Here is a 14611-nt window from a genome sequence, read left to right as displayed (position 1 = left end):
GAGATGGTTCTGGTGAGAGCTGTGTTGGTCGCCGGCGCGCTGGCCGGTCTGGCGGTGCTCGCCGGCTGCGGGCAGGACAAGGCCGCGCCGGAGGAGAACGCCGCCGCGATCACCTGGTCCGACCACGTGTGCGCGGTCGTCCGCGACGGCGGCACCAAGCTGTCGCAGCTGCCCGGCGTGGACGCCTCCGACGTGACCAAGGCGCGGGAGGGCCTGGTCACCTACCTGGCGTCGCTGTCGCAGGCGCTGACCGACCTGGGCGACGGCATCACCCGCGAGGGCCCGCCCCCGGTGACCGACGGCCAGGCCACCGTGCAGCGCGCGATGGAAACCCTGAACACGACGAAGGCCTCGGTCGACGAGGCCCGCGCGGCGCTGGCGTCCGCCCCGGTCAGCGACCAGGCGACGTTCGAGCAAGCGGTCCGCGGCGCCAGCGACGCCTTCGCCAAACTGGGCAACACCACCGAAGGCCCGACCAAGGACCTCACCGACAACCCGGAACTGGCCAAGGCCTTCCAGAAGGCGCCGACCTGCCAGGCACTCGAAGGCGCGTGACCCGGCGGCCCCGGGTGTCCGCCGCGACGGGCACCCGGGCTACTTGTCCAGCAACTGGGCGGCCCGCAGGGCGATCTCCAGGTCCGACCGGCTCTCCGGATCGTTGAGTCGCTCCCCGAACAACTCCTCCAGCTGCCGCATCCGGTACCGCACGGTCTGCGGGTGCACACCCAGCCGGTCCGCCATGTCCGGCGCGGTTCCGCTGGACTGCAGCCAGGCGAGCAGCGTCTGGCCCAGCCGGGTCCGCTGCTTGTCGGTCAGCCCGGCCAGCGGCGCGAGGCACCGCCGGATCAGCTCCTTCACCAGGAACTCGTCCGACAGCAGCCACAACGTCGCCAGGTGGTCGGTCGCGCGCGCGAGCGGCGGCGCGTCGATCACGCCGCGGCGCGCCAGGTCCACCGTGCGGCGCGCCCAGCGCAGCGACATCGCCGCGTCGCCCAGCTTCACCTCGGGCCCGATCACCGCGCGCCACCCGGCCAGCGCCGGCTCCAGCGACCCGGCCGTGACCAGCTGCGGGTCGGCCAGCAGGCACGGCTGCGGCCCCTCCAGGTCCATGAGCACCTCGCTGTCCAGCGACGGCGGCTCGCGGTGGTGCTGGTCGGCGCGGGGTTCCAGGGCCACCGCCACCACCCGTTCCGGCAGCCGCCACCCGGCCGTAGCGGCCAGGCGGGCGATCGCCGTCGGCGACGCGGGCGGGTCGGCCAGGATCAGCTCCAGCAACTGCCGCCGCTGCCGCGCCCGGGTGCCCGCGGCCCGCTTCTGCGCGGCCGCGTACCCCTGCAGCGACAGCGCCGAGATCTCGTCGACGTAGGCGAAGATCGCCTCCGCCCCCACGCACAGGAAATCCGTCGACAGGCCCAGCGACTGGCTCACCGACGCGACATACCGCCACGCCACCCGCCCGCCGACGCGGTAGGCGGTCTGCAGCTGGTCCAGCGTCCGGCCCTCGCTGAACTCGACCTTGCCCAGGTGCCGGAACACGCCGATCCACGCCTCCTGCGGCGCGGCCGGGTTGCCCAGGTTGTCCATGCAGTGCCGGACCGCCTGCTGGATGCTGCGCACGATGGTGCGCCCGAACGGGCCTTCCAGCGGCCGCGCGTACTCGGGCACCGCGAGCTGGATCTCCCGCAGGATCTCGGCCGTCATGGCGTCGGCGTGCGGCCGGAACGCCTTCGCCAGCTCACGGGGCAGCGAGGCCCACAGCCTGCTGGCGCGCCCGATGCCGGCGGTGACGTCCGGCGCGTTCTGGCGCTGGCGCGGGGGGAGTCCCGGCGCGCGGGGCGGTCTTCGGGAGGCGTTCTTCCGCACGGTGTTCCCGTGCCGGTAACCGGCATCGGTCGTCATGATTACCTCTGATCGCAACGAAAATTGGCGGCGCTGCCCTCGCAGCCGATCGATTCGGTCGTCCGGGTAACCTCGATTTCACTTGTCGGGAGGAACAACATCGCACCACGCCCGGTGCTTGGCAAGGATCTCTTGCGTGAGCGGAGCAACCGGACCGCGCGATCGGACCAGCGCACCTCGCCCCGGTGAGTGCCCGCCTTCCGGTTTTCCTCACCCACGTGACAAATCCGCACGCTCACGACGGCTCACCCCGCGCGGCGAGCCGTTGCGCGCGCAACGCCAGGTGCATGCTGAACCGGTCCTCGCTGTCGTCCAGCCGGTCGCCGAACAGCTCCCGCAACTGGTGCAGCCGCGCCCGCACGGTCTGCGGGTGCACCTGCAGCCGCTTGGCGATTTCCGGTGCGCCGCCACGGGTTTCCAGCCACGCGAGCAGTGTCTCGCCGAGACGGTCGCGTTGCTTGCCGCCCAGTTCGTCCAGCGGCCGCAACGCCTGCCGCGCCACCTCGGCGGCGAGGAAGTCCTCGCCGAGCAACCACAACGCGGACAGCCGGTCGACGCACCAGGTGATCGGATCGTCGGCCGAGCACGCGGGCAGCAGCGCGAGCGCGCGCCGGGCGGTGCGGTGCGCGGCAGGCGCGTCGGCGAGCGGGACCGTTGGCGAAACCGCCGCGCGCCAGCCGTTCCAACGCCCGGTCAGCGGGAACAGGTGCCGCTTCGGCCGGGTCGTCAGCAGGCACGGCTGCGTGCTCTCCAGGTCCACCAGCACCTCGTCGTCCAGCAGCTCGACGGGGAAGTCGGCGGTGCCCTCGGCGCGTTCCAGCGCGACGATCGCGGCCTTGTCCGGCAGCGCCCAGCCCGCGCCCTTCGACATGTTCGCCAGCGTTTCCGGCCCAGCCGGGCGGCCGGACAGGATCAGCTCCAGCAACTGCCGCCGCCGCCGCTCGATGGTGCCGCCGGAACTGGACTGCGCCTCGTGGAACCCGTCCAGCGCGATGGCCGACAGGTCCTCCACGTAGGCGAAGATGATCTCCGCCGCGTGCGCCAGCACCTGCGGCGACGCGCCCGCCTTGCGCAGCACCGGCGCGACGTACTGCCACGCCACACGCGCGCCGATGCGGGCCGCGGCCTGCAGGGCGTCGAGACTGCGGCCGTCGGCGAACTCCCGCCTGCCCTGCTCGCGGAACAGCTCGATCCAGTCGTGGTGCTTGATCGCCGGGTTGCCGATGCTCTCGATGACGTGCCGGACCGCCTGCTCGACGCCCTCGGTGAACGCCCGGCCGAACGTCCCGGTGAGCGGACGCGCGTAGGCCGGCACCGACCGCCGGACCTCCTGCATGATCGCGGCCGCGATCCGCCCGGCGTGCGGGCGCAGTTCGACGGCGACCCAGCGCGGCCCGGAGGCGAGCAGCTCCGCGTTCCGGTTCTCTACCAGGACGAACGACCCCCTTCGTGACGTCGGGCAGTCGTTCATGTTACGGCCGATCACGGCAAGCGGAAGGAGCCGAACGTCATTCGGTCCGCGCGGCACGATATTTGTCACGCTGCGACGAAGTCCGGCGGCGGATAGGTTTTCCCCCGTGCGAAAGCGGATTCTGATCACCGGCGCCAGCGCCGGCCTCGGCGAGGAGATGGCGCGGCAGTTCGGGGCGCTCGGCCGGGATCTCGCCCTGTGCGCCCGGCGGGTCGAGCGGCTCGAAGCCCTGCGCGGGGAAGTGACGTCGGCGCATCCCGGTGTCACAGTAGCGGTTCGCGGTCTGGACGTCACCGACCACGACGCGGTGTTCCGGGTGTTCCGCGAACTGCGCGACGAACTCGGCGGGCTGGACCGGATCGTGGTCAACGCCGGGCTCGGCAAGGGGCAGCCGCTGGGCACCGGGTACTTCGCCGCGAACCGGCAGACCGCGGAGGTGAACTTCGTCGCCGCGCTCGCCCAGTGCGAGGCCGCGATGGAGATCTTCCGCGAGCAGGGGTCCGGGCACCTGGTGGTGATCTCGTCGATGAGCGCGATGCGCGGGTTGCCACGCAACCTCACCACCTACGCGGCGAGCAAGGCCGGGGTGGCCGCGCTGGCCGAGGGCATCCGCGCCGACACGCTCGGCACCGGTATCCGGGTCACCACGATCTTCCCCGGCTACATCCGGTCCGAGATGAACGCGCGGGTGCGCAAGACGCCGCTGCTGGTCGACACCAAGCCCGGCGTGGCGTCCATGGTGAAGGCGATCGAGCGGGAACGGGCCGAGGCGTACACGCCGGCCTGGCCGTGGGCCCCGCTGCGCTTCGCCATGCGGCACCTGCCGCTGGGCTGGGTCGCGAAGCTGTCCTGAGTGGCCGGGACCCGGAGCGGATCCCGGCCGTTTCTCAGCGCGTCAGGAACTGGTCCGGCCGCAGCGCGCGCGACACGATGCGCGTGTCACCCAGCCAGCCGTAGTAGCCCTGGCCGTACTTCTCGGCGAACTGCGTCCCGCCGATCGCGAACGGCTTGCCCAGCGTGGTGATGCCCTTGGAGTCCTCGGCGGCGTTGCGCGCGATGCGGGAGCCGTCGACGTAGGTCACCGTGCGGCGCCCGTCGTTGACCACCGCGACGTGCGTCCACCGGCCCACCGGCAGCGCGTGGCTCCACGACGTCGGGTCGGCGTCCCGGTCGACCGGGTACACCACGAACTGCAGAAAGCGCTCTCCGGACAGGTTGAGGCTGCAGGTCGGCTCGTCCTGCGACCACCCGCTGGTCTTGCCCGCGTCGCCGCTGCGGCCCTCCCAGCTCAGGATGCCCATGAACGCGTGGTCGCCGACGAACGGGTCGGGCAGCTTGATGAACGTCTCGATGGTGTAGCCGTTCTCGAACCGCGCGCGGGCCAGCGGCGCGCTCGCGCTGGTCCGCAGCACCGCGCCGCGGTCCGGGTTCTGCCCGCCGTCGAAGCGCAGGCTCCCGTGGCCTGGCGCGGCGCGGTGGTGGTCGGCGGAGAAGGTGAGCACGTCGGCGGGCCCGTCGTGCAGGCGGGTGACGGTGAGGTCGTTGCCGTTGCCGGACAGGTCCCGCGCCACCGCGCCGGCCGCGACCGGGCTGCCGTCCGCGCCGGTGAGCCCTTCGCGGTCGAAGCGCCAGTACGCGACCGTGCCGGGGATGACGACCTTCGCGGCGGGCCGGGCGGGCAACGGCGCGGGCGGGAACCGGCGGTCGAAGTCGACCTCGACGGTGAACCGGTCGGTGTCGCCGGTCAGCTCGTGGGTCTCGGCTTCGAGTGCGGTCGGGTCGCGCCGCGCCTGCAGCCAGGGGGAGAAGGTGCTGACGTCGATCACGCCGCGGGCCAGGTCGAAGGCGTAGTACCGCAGCATGCCCGCGCCGCCGTAGTAGCGGTCCTGGTAGTTGGTGATGTGCAGGTCCACGGGGTTGCCGTGGTCGTTGGTCAGCGTCGTGCGGCCGGTGGGCCAGTAGTGCCCGCCCATCGCCAGGAAGATCTGGTCGTAGCGGCGGATGACCTGGTCCCACAGCCGCTGCCCGTGGTCGGACAGGTGCGCGCCGCCGCCGTCGGTGGGGTAGACGAGGTCGTGGGTGGTGAGGATCGTCGGCAGGCCCCGGTTCGCGTCGAGAACGCTCTTCGTCCAGGCGATGCCCGCGTCCGAGACGCGCCAGTCCAGCGCGAGCAGCAGCCACTGCCGGCCGGCGGCGCGGAAGATGTGGAAGCTGTTGTACCCGTCGGGCGAGGAACCCCGGTAGGTGGCGGAGCGGGTGAAGCGGCGCGGGCCGAACGTCCGCAGGTAGGGCGTGTCGCCGCGCTGGTCGTCGCCGGAGACGTCGTGGTTGCCGCCGAGGACGCTGTAGGGCATGCGGCCGTCGATCGTGCGGAAGACGTCGTCGGCGAGGCGCATCTCGGTCGTCGTGCCGTGCTCGGTCACGTCGCCGAGGTGCGCGAGGAAGACGATGCCGTCCTCCCGGCGCCGGTCGATGACGTGGCGGAAGGTCGCGCGGACCGGCTCGGGGTCCGAGCCGCCCTCGTCGAAGAGGTACTGGGTGTCGGGCACGACCGCGAGGGTGAACCGCGGGCTCTCGGCGTCGGCCGGGCCGCCCGCGGCCTCCGCGGCCTGAGCGGGCTGCGCGCCGAGCACGGCCGCCGCCGCGACGGGGGTGCCCACCGCGGCCTGCAGCAGGGTCCGGCGAGCGAGACCGGGGGATGGGGATCTGTCGGACATACCGCCTCCTGGGCTGAAAAGTCGCGCCCAGCCTGGTGATCACGTCTGACGTCCCGATGTCCCCTCGTGGAACGATCCCCACCCGCGCGGTGAACCTTCCCGCGCCCGAGCGGGCAATTGCCCGGAAGGCTCGCGCCACCTGCCCGCGAGTCCCACGCTCACGCCGGTGAGCCCCTATGCGCGGGCACCTGCCGAGAAGCCTCCGCGGCACCTGCCCCCGAGCCCCGCTCGACTGTTCCCGCTCAGTTGTCCGTGCCGCGGCCGGTCTTCTCCTGCAGCCGGTCGATGAGCTGCGACGCCTCGGCCTTGGTCAGGTCCTCCGGCAGCTCCTCACCGGCCTCGCGGGCCAGTGTCTGCAGGTACGAGCGCTGCGGGCCGGTCATCTGCTCCTCGCCCGTGGTCCACTCCTGCGGGTCCTTCTCCGGGTTCTGCGGTCCGGTCACCCCTGCCTCCGTTCGCCGGTGTGTTCGAAACCGGCTTACCCCGGGCGGGCCCGGCTTATGCCCCCGACGCCTCCTGGATCAGCCACGCCGCCACGTCCCGCAGCTTGACGTTCGCGTGCTGGGAGGCCTCGACGAGCATGCCGAACGCCCGCTCCCCGTCGACGTGGTGGCGCTCCATCAGGATGCCCTTCGCCATGCCGATGGTGTCCCGCGTGTCCAGCGCGGTCACGAGCTGGGCCTGCTTGCGCGCCCTGGAGAGGGCGACGGCCGCGTGCGCGGCGAACACCTCCGCCACCGTCTCCGACGCGGCGTCGAACGCTTCCGGCTGCCCGGAGTACATGTTCAGCGCCCCGAGCACCGTCCGCTCGGTGTAGAGCCGCACCGCCAGCATCGAGACCACGCCCAGCTCGGTGGCCGCCACGGTGAACGCGGGCCACCGGTCGTCGCGTTTGAGGTCGCCGCTGCGGTACAGGTCGCCCTCGAACGCGGCGTCCGTGCACGGCCCCTGGCACAGCTCGTGCTGGGCCTGGTCGAGCTTGGCCACCCGCTCGCTGGTCGGCCCGATCGAGCGCACCTGGTCCCGCTCGAGCAGCGAGATGCCCGCGTCCTCCGCGCCCGGAACCGTCGCGATCGCGGCTTCGACCAGCCTGGACACGGTGCGGTCCAGGTCCGGTTCCGGCTCCAGCCGCCGGGCGACCGCGGCGAAGACGCCGGCGAGATCCTGCGTGGTCATCCCCCCAGCGTCCCCGCCGGTCGCCCGGCCGTCCACTCAACCGCGGATTTCGTTCAGGTAGTTGTAGATGGTGTAGCGGGTGACCTCCAGCTCACCGGCGAGGAAGTCCACCGCGTCCTTGATCAGGAAGAACCCGGCCTCGTCCAGCTCCCGCACCACCGCGGCCTTGTGCTTCTTCTTCATCAGCCCCACCGGGATTCCGGCCTGGGCGACCGCCCGGTCGACCAGGAACCGCTGCAGGCTGTCCACGTCGGGCGGGAAGCTCTCCGACCGCACCTCGCTCGCCGGCCCCTGCGTGACCTCGCTGTTCACGCACAGGCAGCCGATCGCCACGCCGTCCGGATCGCGCAGGAAGATCGTCGATGAGCGGATCGGCCTGCCGTCCGGGCCGTGGGTCTCGTAGTTGGTCAGGTCGTGCGTGGTGCCGCGGCGGACCAGCCCGAGCAGCAGGTCCGTCATCGGTCCGCCGGGTTCGCGGCCGGTGATCCCGCCCGCGATGGCGACGATCGAGTCGGGCAGCTTGGACAGGTCGTGCAGCACGACCTCGTTGCCGGGACCGAGCATCGCGGCCAGCCCGCTCACCGCCGGGACCAGTGCGGACAGCACCGAATCGGTGGCGGCCGCGGACGGCACCCGGCTGGCACGCAGCGGGCGGGACAGGTGCTCCAGCGCGGTGCGGACGGCTTCGACGGCCGACACCGGTGTGGACGCGTGCGGGGACAGCCGCACGTGCTCGGTGCGCACGGTCGCCGCGATGCCCTCCGCGGCCAGCACCGCCCCGACCCGCTCCGCCGGGTGCCCGGGCAGGCTGAACGCGAGGATCCCGGCGCGCCGGTCGGTCGCCGACACGATCTCCGCGCCGAGCGAGCGCAGCATCTCCTCCAGCTCGCCCACCCGCTCGCCGATGCGCGACTCGATCGCCGCGACCCCGGCCTCCTCGACCAGTTCCAGCGCCGCGGCGAACGCGCCCGACGTCACCGGGCTCAGGTTGCTCACCGACCACGACGCCGCGAACTCCGCGGGCGGGTGGATCTCGTCGTCGAACAGGCCGGCGTCGTGCGCGCCGGTCCAGCCCGACAGCACCGGCCGCATCCGCTCCAGCGCCCGGTCCGACAGCACCGCGAACCCGGTGCCCCAGCCCGCGCGCAGCCACTTCTGTCCGCCGACGACCAGCACGTCCGCCGCGTCCCACGGTGCCTCGACCACTCCGAAGCCCTGGATGCCGTCGACCACGAGCAGCCGGTCGCCCACGGTTTCCCGCAGCGCGGCGAGGTCCGCGCGGTAGCCGGTGCGGAAGTCGACGGCGCTGACCGACACCACCGCCGTGTCCGGGCCCAGCTCCTTCGCGACCACCTCCGGGGTCACGTGACGGCAGCGCATTCGCCGCAGCGTGATCCGCCCGACCTCCTCGGCGCGCGCCCATGGGTAGGTGTTGGCCGGGAACTCCGCGGCCGACACCAGAACCTCGCCCGCCGGGGCGTTGAACGCGGCCTGGAACAGGCCCTGGCTGGTGTTGGGCAGCAGGACGACGTGGTCGGTGTCGGTGCCGCACAACCGCGCCACGGCCGCCTTCGCGCGGATCTCCTGCCGCATCAGGTCGTCCACTGTGGACGGCCCGGCCTTGGCCGAGGAGTCCAGCAGTCGCGCGGTGGTGTCCACGACGGCGTGCGAGGGCGGGCCGTAGCGGGCGAAGTCCAGGTAACCGGCGGGCTCGTCGAACTGGAGCAGGTAGCTTGGCGAGATCCTGGCCATCAGAGGATGCGCGCCAGGAACTGACGGGTGCGCTCGTGCTCCGGCGCGCCGAGGACCTGCGCGGGCGGCCCGGTCTCCACGACCGCGCCGTCGGCCATGAAGACGACCTCGTCGGCCACCTCCCGCGCGAACCCCATTTCGTGTGTCACGACGACCATTGTCATCCCTTCGGCCGCGAGCGAGGTCATCACCTCCAGGACCTCGCCGACCAGTTCCGGGTCCAGCGCCGAGGTCGGCTCGTCGAACAGCATCAGCTTCGGTTTCATGGCCAGCGCCCGCGCGATCGCGACCCGCTGCTGCTGGCCGCCGGAGAGCTGGTCGGGGTGGGCGTCGGCGCGGTGCGCGAGGCCGACCCGGTCCAGCAGCTCCAGCGCGGTGCGGCGGGCCTCCGCGGGGGACACGCCACGCACGCGGACCGGGCCCTCGGTGACGTTCTGCAGCACGGTGCGGTGCGCGAACAGGTTGAACCGCTGGAACACCATGCCGATGTCCCGCCGCTGCCGGGCGACATCGCGCTCGCGCAGCTCGTGCAGCTTCCCGCCGCGCAGCCGGAACCCGACGGGCTCGCCGTCCACCCACACCTGACCACCGTCGATGGTCTCCAGGTGGTTGACGCAGCGCAGGAACGTGCTCTTGCCAGCGCCGGACGGGCCGAGCAGGCACACCACCTGTCCCTTGTGGACGGACAGGTCGATCCCGCGCAGCACCTCCGTGCCCGCGAAGTGCTTGCGCACGCCGACCGCGCGCAGCAGGGGTTCGGTCATGTCAAGCCCTCCGCAGCGTGGTCAGGGCGCGGCCGACGCGCGACCACGGCCGCGCGGCCCGCTGGTCGCCCGCGAACGCGCGTTCCAGGTAGTGCTGGCCGACGCTGGCGACGGTGACCACGACCATGTACCAGATCGCGGCCGCCAGCAGCGTCTCCATGACCAGCAGGTTGTTGGACGAGATGTTGTTGGCGGCGTGGATCAGCTCGGTCACGCCGATCACCGACGCCATCGAGGTGCCCTTGAGCATGTTGATGAAGTCATTGCCGGTCGGCGGGATGATCACCCGCATAGCCTGCGGCAGCACGATCCGCCGCAGCGTCATCGCCGGGGTCATGCCGATCGACTTCGCCGCCTCGGTCTGCCCGCGGTCGACGCTGTTCAGCCCGGCGCGCACGATCTCGGCCATGTAGGCGCTTTCGTTGAGCGCGAGGCCGAGCAGCGCGGCGACGAACGCGCTGACGATGACGTTCGTCGGCTCGTGCACCAGGTAGCCGCCGCCGAATGGCAGCGGGATCGAGACGAACTCGAACACCAGCGCCAGGTTGAACCAGATCAGGATCTGCAGCAGCACCGGCAGCCCGCGGAACAGCCAGATGTAGACCGCGGCGACGACGCGCGCGACCGGGTTGGCCGACCGGCGCATCAACGCGATCACCACGCCGATGACGATCGCCACCGCCTGTGCGATCACCGCGAGCAGGACGGTGTTGACGAGGCCCACCAGCATCACGTGGTACCACAGGAACTCCGGCACCGTGTCGTACTGGATCTGCGCCTGCGCCAGCACCACACCGAGCCCGGCGAGCAGGGCGACGATGACCACCGCCGAGATCCAGCGGCCCCAGTGCCGCAGGCGCACGATGGGCAGTTCGGCCTGCGGCGCCCGGGTGGTCAGGTCAGCTTCCGGCATTGACGGTCACCTTCGTGATCGCGCCCTGCTTGACCCCCCACGCGTCGAGGATCCGGCCGTACGTGCCGTCGTCGACGAGCGCGGTCAGTGCGCCGGCGACGGCGTCGCGCAGCTGCGGGTTGGCCTTGTTGACGCCGATGCCGTACGGCCCGCCGTTGATCGGCTCGCCCGGCACGACTTCGAAGAACTGGCCGCCGCCCGCGTTCTTGCTGACGTAGGCGGCGGTCGGCAGGTCGTTGAGGATGGCGGCGACGCGGCCGGTGCGCAGCTGGTTCTGGTTCTGCGAGTCGCTGTCGGTGGCGGTGGTGGTGACCTCCGGCTTGCCTGCTTGGACGCACTTGGCGCTCTGCTCGGCGGCGAAGGTCTGGTGGCTGGTGCCCTGCACGACCGCGACGGTCTTGCCGCACAGCGAGTCCGGGCCGGTGATGCCGTCCGGGTTGCCCTTGCGGACCATGATCGTGATGCCGGAGGTGAAGTAGTCCACGAAGTCGATCTGCTGCTGGCGGGCCTGCGTGTCGTTCATTCCGGCCATGGTCAGGTCGAGCCTGCCGGACTGCAGGCTGGTGATCAGCGAGCCGAACGGCATGTCGGTGTGCTGGACGGTCAGGCCCAGCTTGGCCGCGACGGCCTTGGCGATGTCCACCTCGAACCCGACCGGCGTCTTGCCGTCGGCGGAGTAGAAGTTGTTCGGCGCGGACTGCATGTTCGAGCCGATGTTGAGCTTGCCCGCCTGCGTGACCGGAGCCGGCAGGCCCGCCGCCAGCTGCGCGTCCTTCGTGACGCCCTGCAGGATCACCGCGGTGTCGGGCACGTCCGATCCGGTGGCGGGGGCGCTCCCGGCGCCGTCGGAACCGCCACCGCAGGCTGCCGTGAGCAGCAGGCAGCCGACGACCACCGCGCCCCAGCGCGTCACCCGTGACCTCGCAGACATCGCATCTCCTCACCCGATCGAACGATGAGCAGGGACGCTACAACTGCGTGTTGAAGACGTCAACTGTGAGTTGAAATCCGGTTGGTCAGGTGGCCGGGAAGTCGAACTGGTAGCCCTGCGAGACCAGCCAGGGAAGCAGTTCGGCGAGGGCCGCGACGGTCTGCCGCCGCTGTCCGCCGCCGTCGTGGAGCAGGATCACCGCGCCGGGGTGCACGGCCTGCCGCACCGTCGCCACGATCGCGGGCGTCCCCGGGAGCGTCCAATCCCGGGAATCGACCGACCAGCCCAATGACGTCATCCCTTCGCGGGAAGCGATCGCGGTGATCGTTTCCGACCAGTTGCCGCCGGGTGCGCGGAAATAGGGAACCGGAACGTCGCCGTCGGCCGCGAGACGCAGATCCGCGAGCGCTCCGGTGATGTCCGCGGAAATGCGCGCTTCGTTGCGTTTCGCGAGTTCTTCGTCGTGGCTGACGGTGTGATCGCACAGGCGCATTCCGCGGCGCACGACCAGTTCCACCAGTTCCGGGTGGCGGCGCACCTGGGTGCCGACCATGCAGAAGGTGGCGACCGCGCCGTGCTGGGCGAGGAGGTCGAGGATCTGCGGTGTGTAGGCGGGATCGGGGCCGTCGTCGAAGGTCAGCGCGACGAACCGGCCGGGTCTGGCGGTGGTGCGGACGGGGGCGCCGGGCGCGGGTGGTGGGGTGGCGGTGGCGCGGACCGGTTGCCCGGTTTCGGGCCGGGGTGCGGCGGGGGTGCCTTCGGCGCCGGACCAGGACAGCGAAATGATCAGCGAGATCGTCACGAGCACCACGGAGATCAGGACGGCCCAGCGGTAGCAGTACGGCGGGCGCAGCACCTGATAACGCATGGGCACCTCCACGAATCGCGGCGTCGCCCGCGCACAATAGAGTGAAAAGTGCCTCGATCGGGGGAATTCCGGGCGTGTCCGAAAAGGCGGATCAGTAGAAGTGGCGTAGTTGCGGCCACAGCTCCGACCACGGCCGGGTCAGCACGCCGCAGACCGTGACGACGGTGCCCTGTTCGTCGTTGTCGAGGCCGAGCCCGTTGTCGTGTTCCGCGGCGACGCGGCAGTCGTCGACGCCCGCCATGGTGGTCGCGCCGACCAGGACGACCGGCCCGGTGTGGCTGTCCGGCGGTGGGCCCCAGTCGGCGTAGGACATGTGGCCGGAGTAGGGCCGCGGCAGCCCGTGGTCCGGGCCGTAGCGCTCGATGGCGCCGGCCTGGCCGTAGTTGCGCGTCAGGATCACCGCCGTGGCCCGCTGCGGCTCCGGGAGCTGTCGCCAGACCCCGGCGACCGTCGCGGTGAACTCCGGCCAGCCGACCTGCTCGCCCTGTTCCTTGTTCATCGCCAGCACCGGGTTCAGCCCGTCCGGCGGCAGCACCGGCAGCGCCACGACGAGCGACATCGCGGCCCCGAGCACCACGAGGGCGCCGGCGAGGGCCCGCCGGGCCGCGCGGCGTCCGCGGGCGAGCCAGCGCACGGTGGGTTCGGCGCCCGCGGCCATCAGCAGCACCAGCAGCGGGATCGAGTAGTACGGCTTGCCACCGAGGACGAGCAGTTCCACGCACACCACGAAGTAGGCCACGACGAGCGCGCGGGCCCAGCGGAGCCGCGGGTCGCGCCAGAGCCGCACCATGCCGGCGATCCACACCGGCACCAGCACCGGCGACAGGTAGACCAGCTGGAGCGGGACGAACAGGATGCGGTTCTCGGCGCCGTCGTCCTCGCTGATGCCGCCCGCGACGGTGAGCAGGGGCCAGCCGTGGGTGGCCTGCCACCACACGACGGGCGCGGCGAGCGCGGTGGCGATGAGGACGCCCGCGGGCAGCCACGCGGTGCGGAAGACGTGCCGCGGCCCGGTGACGAGCACGGCGAGGCCGAGCGCGGACAGGAGCAGCAGGACCAGCCACTTGTTGGCCAGGCCCACGCCGGCGACCGCGCCGATCGCGAGCCACCACCGGCCGTCGTCGGTGCGCAGCAGTCGTAGCGCCAGCAGCCCGATCGCCACCCACACCAGCAGGTCGAAGGTCGCGGTGCCGAGCATGTGACCCACGACGAGCACGAACGAGGACAGCGCCGCCGCGCCCGCGGCGAGGGTCTGGGCACTGCGCCCGCCACCTAGTTCCCGGGCGACGAGCGCGACGAGGAGGACTGTGGCGAGTGCGGCGACGGTAGCCAGCGCGCGGACACCGGCGGGACTGTCGCCGAACATGGCGGTGCCGGCCCTGGCGAGCAGCGGGGTGATCGGCGGCTGGTCGACATATCCCCAGTCGAGCCGCTTCCCCGCGGCGAGGAAGTACAGCTCGTCGCGGTGGAACCCGTACCGCCCGGACAAGAGACTGAGCACGAGAGCCTGCAGCGCGAGCACGACGCCGACCGGCCCGGCGGCGAACTGGGGAAGCGGATGGATGGCCGGAGCGGCGGCCCGCGCCGCGGTGCCCGTCATCGCGCGACCCGCGTGGGTGCGTGGGGTGGGCGCGCGGCGGTGCCGCCCCCGGCCGCAGGTGCCAGGGGAGTGGACGCCGGGTGGCTGCGGGCCGGCCGCGCCGCGCCGCGGCGCCGCTGTGCGTCGGTGCCGAGCGGGTGTGTGGGGGTGCGGGGCGGCTGCGCCGCGGCGCCGCCCCAGTCAGGAGGAGTGCGCGGCGGGTCGCCGCCGGAGGGGACGATCGGCAGTGGCCGCTCCAGAATTCCGCCCATCACAGGCAAGTCGCCCGGCAGGTCCAACCCTCCGCTTAGAAGAGCCCGCCGTACCGGGAGCGCTCCCACCACTCTGCCGAACCCGCTCGCTGCCTCGGTCATGCCGCACTCCCGCCCCCGGCGGGCACCCGCCCGCAAGCCCCCACCGTGGCCCCCCGTCCGGGGCCGCGCAAGGCTCCAAACGGTCGTACCTGCCGCTCCGCCGCACCCCCCGCCATGCCCCAACACTCAACCGCCGGGCCATGCCCTCCGCCGCCAGCCTCCGGGCA

General features: G+C 72.2%; 13 protein-coding genes. 2 read left to right on the top strand and 11 right to left on the bottom strand.

Going from position 1 to position 14611, the window contains the following annotated elements:
• The first annotated feature begins 12 nt into the window (after nt 1–12).
• Complete coding sequence (locus AMY39116_RS0336650; RefSeq protein ID WP_157358813.1) at nt 13–555, top strand: hypothetical protein; 543 nt, start codon at nt 13–15, stop codon at nt 553–555.
• Nucleotides 556–594: 39 nt separating this feature from the next.
• On the opposite strand, the gene AMY39116_RS0336645 is transcribed toward AMY39116_RS0336650, so the two are convergent.
• Both AMY39116_RS0336645 and AMY39116_RS0336640 read right to left on the bottom strand, forming a co-directional pair.
• Nucleotides 595–1899: a CdaR family transcriptional regulator gene (locus AMY39116_RS0336645; protein ID WP_020422565.1), complete on the bottom strand. Its 1305-nt coding sequence runs from the start codon at nt 1897–1899 to the stop codon at nt 595–597.
• A gap of 235 nt (nt 1900–2134) precedes the next feature.
• Nucleotides 2135–3370 carry a CdaR family transcriptional regulator gene (locus tag AMY39116_RS0336640; RefSeq protein ID WP_020422564.1) on the bottom strand — a complete coding sequence of 412 codons (1236 nt, stop codon included), beginning with the start codon at nt 3368–3370 and terminating at the stop codon, nt 2135–2137.
• A gap of 106 nt (nt 3371–3476) precedes the next feature.
• On the opposite strand from AMY39116_RS0336640, the gene AMY39116_RS0336635 reads away from it, so the two are divergent.
• A complete protein-coding gene (locus tag AMY39116_RS0336635; protein WP_020422563.1) occupies nt 3477–4223 on the top strand; it encodes an SDR family oxidoreductase in 747 nt (248 codons plus the stop codon).
• Nucleotides 4224–4257: 34 nt separating this feature from the next.
• On the opposite strand, the gene AMY39116_RS0336630 is transcribed toward AMY39116_RS0336635, so the two are convergent.
• The 9 genes from AMY39116_RS0336630 to AMY39116_RS0336590 form a co-directional block, all read right to left on the bottom strand.
• Nucleotides 4258–6087, bottom strand: coding sequence for a LamG-like jellyroll fold domain-containing protein (locus AMY39116_RS0336630; protein ID WP_027936546.1), 1830 nt, complete (start codon nt 6085–6087; stop codon nt 4258–4260).
• Between the two features lie 242 nt (nt 6088–6329).
• Nucleotides 6330–6530: a DUF3072 domain-containing protein gene (locus tag AMY39116_RS0336625; RefSeq protein WP_020422561.1), complete on the bottom strand. Its 201-nt coding sequence runs from the start codon at nt 6528–6530 to the stop codon at nt 6330–6332.
• 55 nt (nt 6531–6585) lie between these two features.
• Nucleotides 6586–7263, bottom strand: coding sequence for a GAF and ANTAR domain-containing protein (locus AMY39116_RS0336620; RefSeq protein ID WP_039791978.1), 678 nt, complete (start codon nt 7261–7263; stop codon nt 6586–6588).
• 36 nt (nt 7264–7299) lie between these two features.
• Complete coding sequence (locus AMY39116_RS0336615; protein WP_020422559.1) at nt 7300–9015, bottom strand: aminotransferase class V-fold PLP-dependent enzyme; 1716 nt, start codon at nt 9013–9015, stop codon at nt 7300–7302.
• The gene (locus tag AMY39116_RS0336610; RefSeq protein ID WP_020422558.1) at nt 9015–9779 is read right to left on the bottom strand and encodes an amino acid ABC transporter ATP-binding protein; all 765 of its coding nucleotides are present in this window, start codon (nt 9777–9779) and stop codon (nt 9015–9017) included. The genes AMY39116_RS0336615 and AMY39116_RS0336610 overlap by 1 nt, the downstream gene beginning before the upstream one ends.
• A gap of 1 nt (nt 9780) precedes the next feature.
• A complete protein-coding gene (locus AMY39116_RS0336605; RefSeq protein ID WP_020422557.1) occupies nt 9781–10692 on the bottom strand; it encodes an amino acid ABC transporter permease in 912 nt (303 codons plus the stop codon).
• A complete protein-coding gene (locus AMY39116_RS0336600; protein WP_039791973.1) occupies nt 10679–11623 on the bottom strand; it encodes an ABC transporter substrate-binding protein in 945 nt (314 codons plus the stop codon). The genes AMY39116_RS0336605 and AMY39116_RS0336600 overlap by 14 nt, the downstream gene beginning before the upstream one ends.
• Before the next feature lie 85 nt (nt 11624–11708).
• Entirely contained in the window at nt 11709–12491 is a 783-nt protein-coding gene (locus AMY39116_RS0336595; RefSeq protein WP_020422555.1) for a polysaccharide deacetylase family protein, read from the bottom strand.
• A gap of 91 nt (nt 12492–12582) precedes the next feature.
• The gene (locus AMY39116_RS0336590) at nt 12583–14091 is read right to left on the bottom strand and encodes a glycosyltransferase family 39 protein (RefSeq protein WP_020422554.1); all 1509 of its coding nucleotides are present in this window, start codon (nt 14089–14091) and stop codon (nt 12583–12585) included.
• Nucleotides 14092–14611 lie beyond the last annotated feature (520 nt).

This window comes from Amycolatopsis sp. ATCC 39116 (genome assembly GCF_000231075.2).
Classification (GTDB): Bacteria; Actinomycetota; Actinomycetes; order Mycobacteriales; family Pseudonocardiaceae; genus Amycolatopsis_E; species Amycolatopsis_E tucumanensis.
The sequence above is the reverse complement of the archived record's forward strand: the minus strand, read 5'-3'. Positions and strand labels throughout refer to the sequence as shown.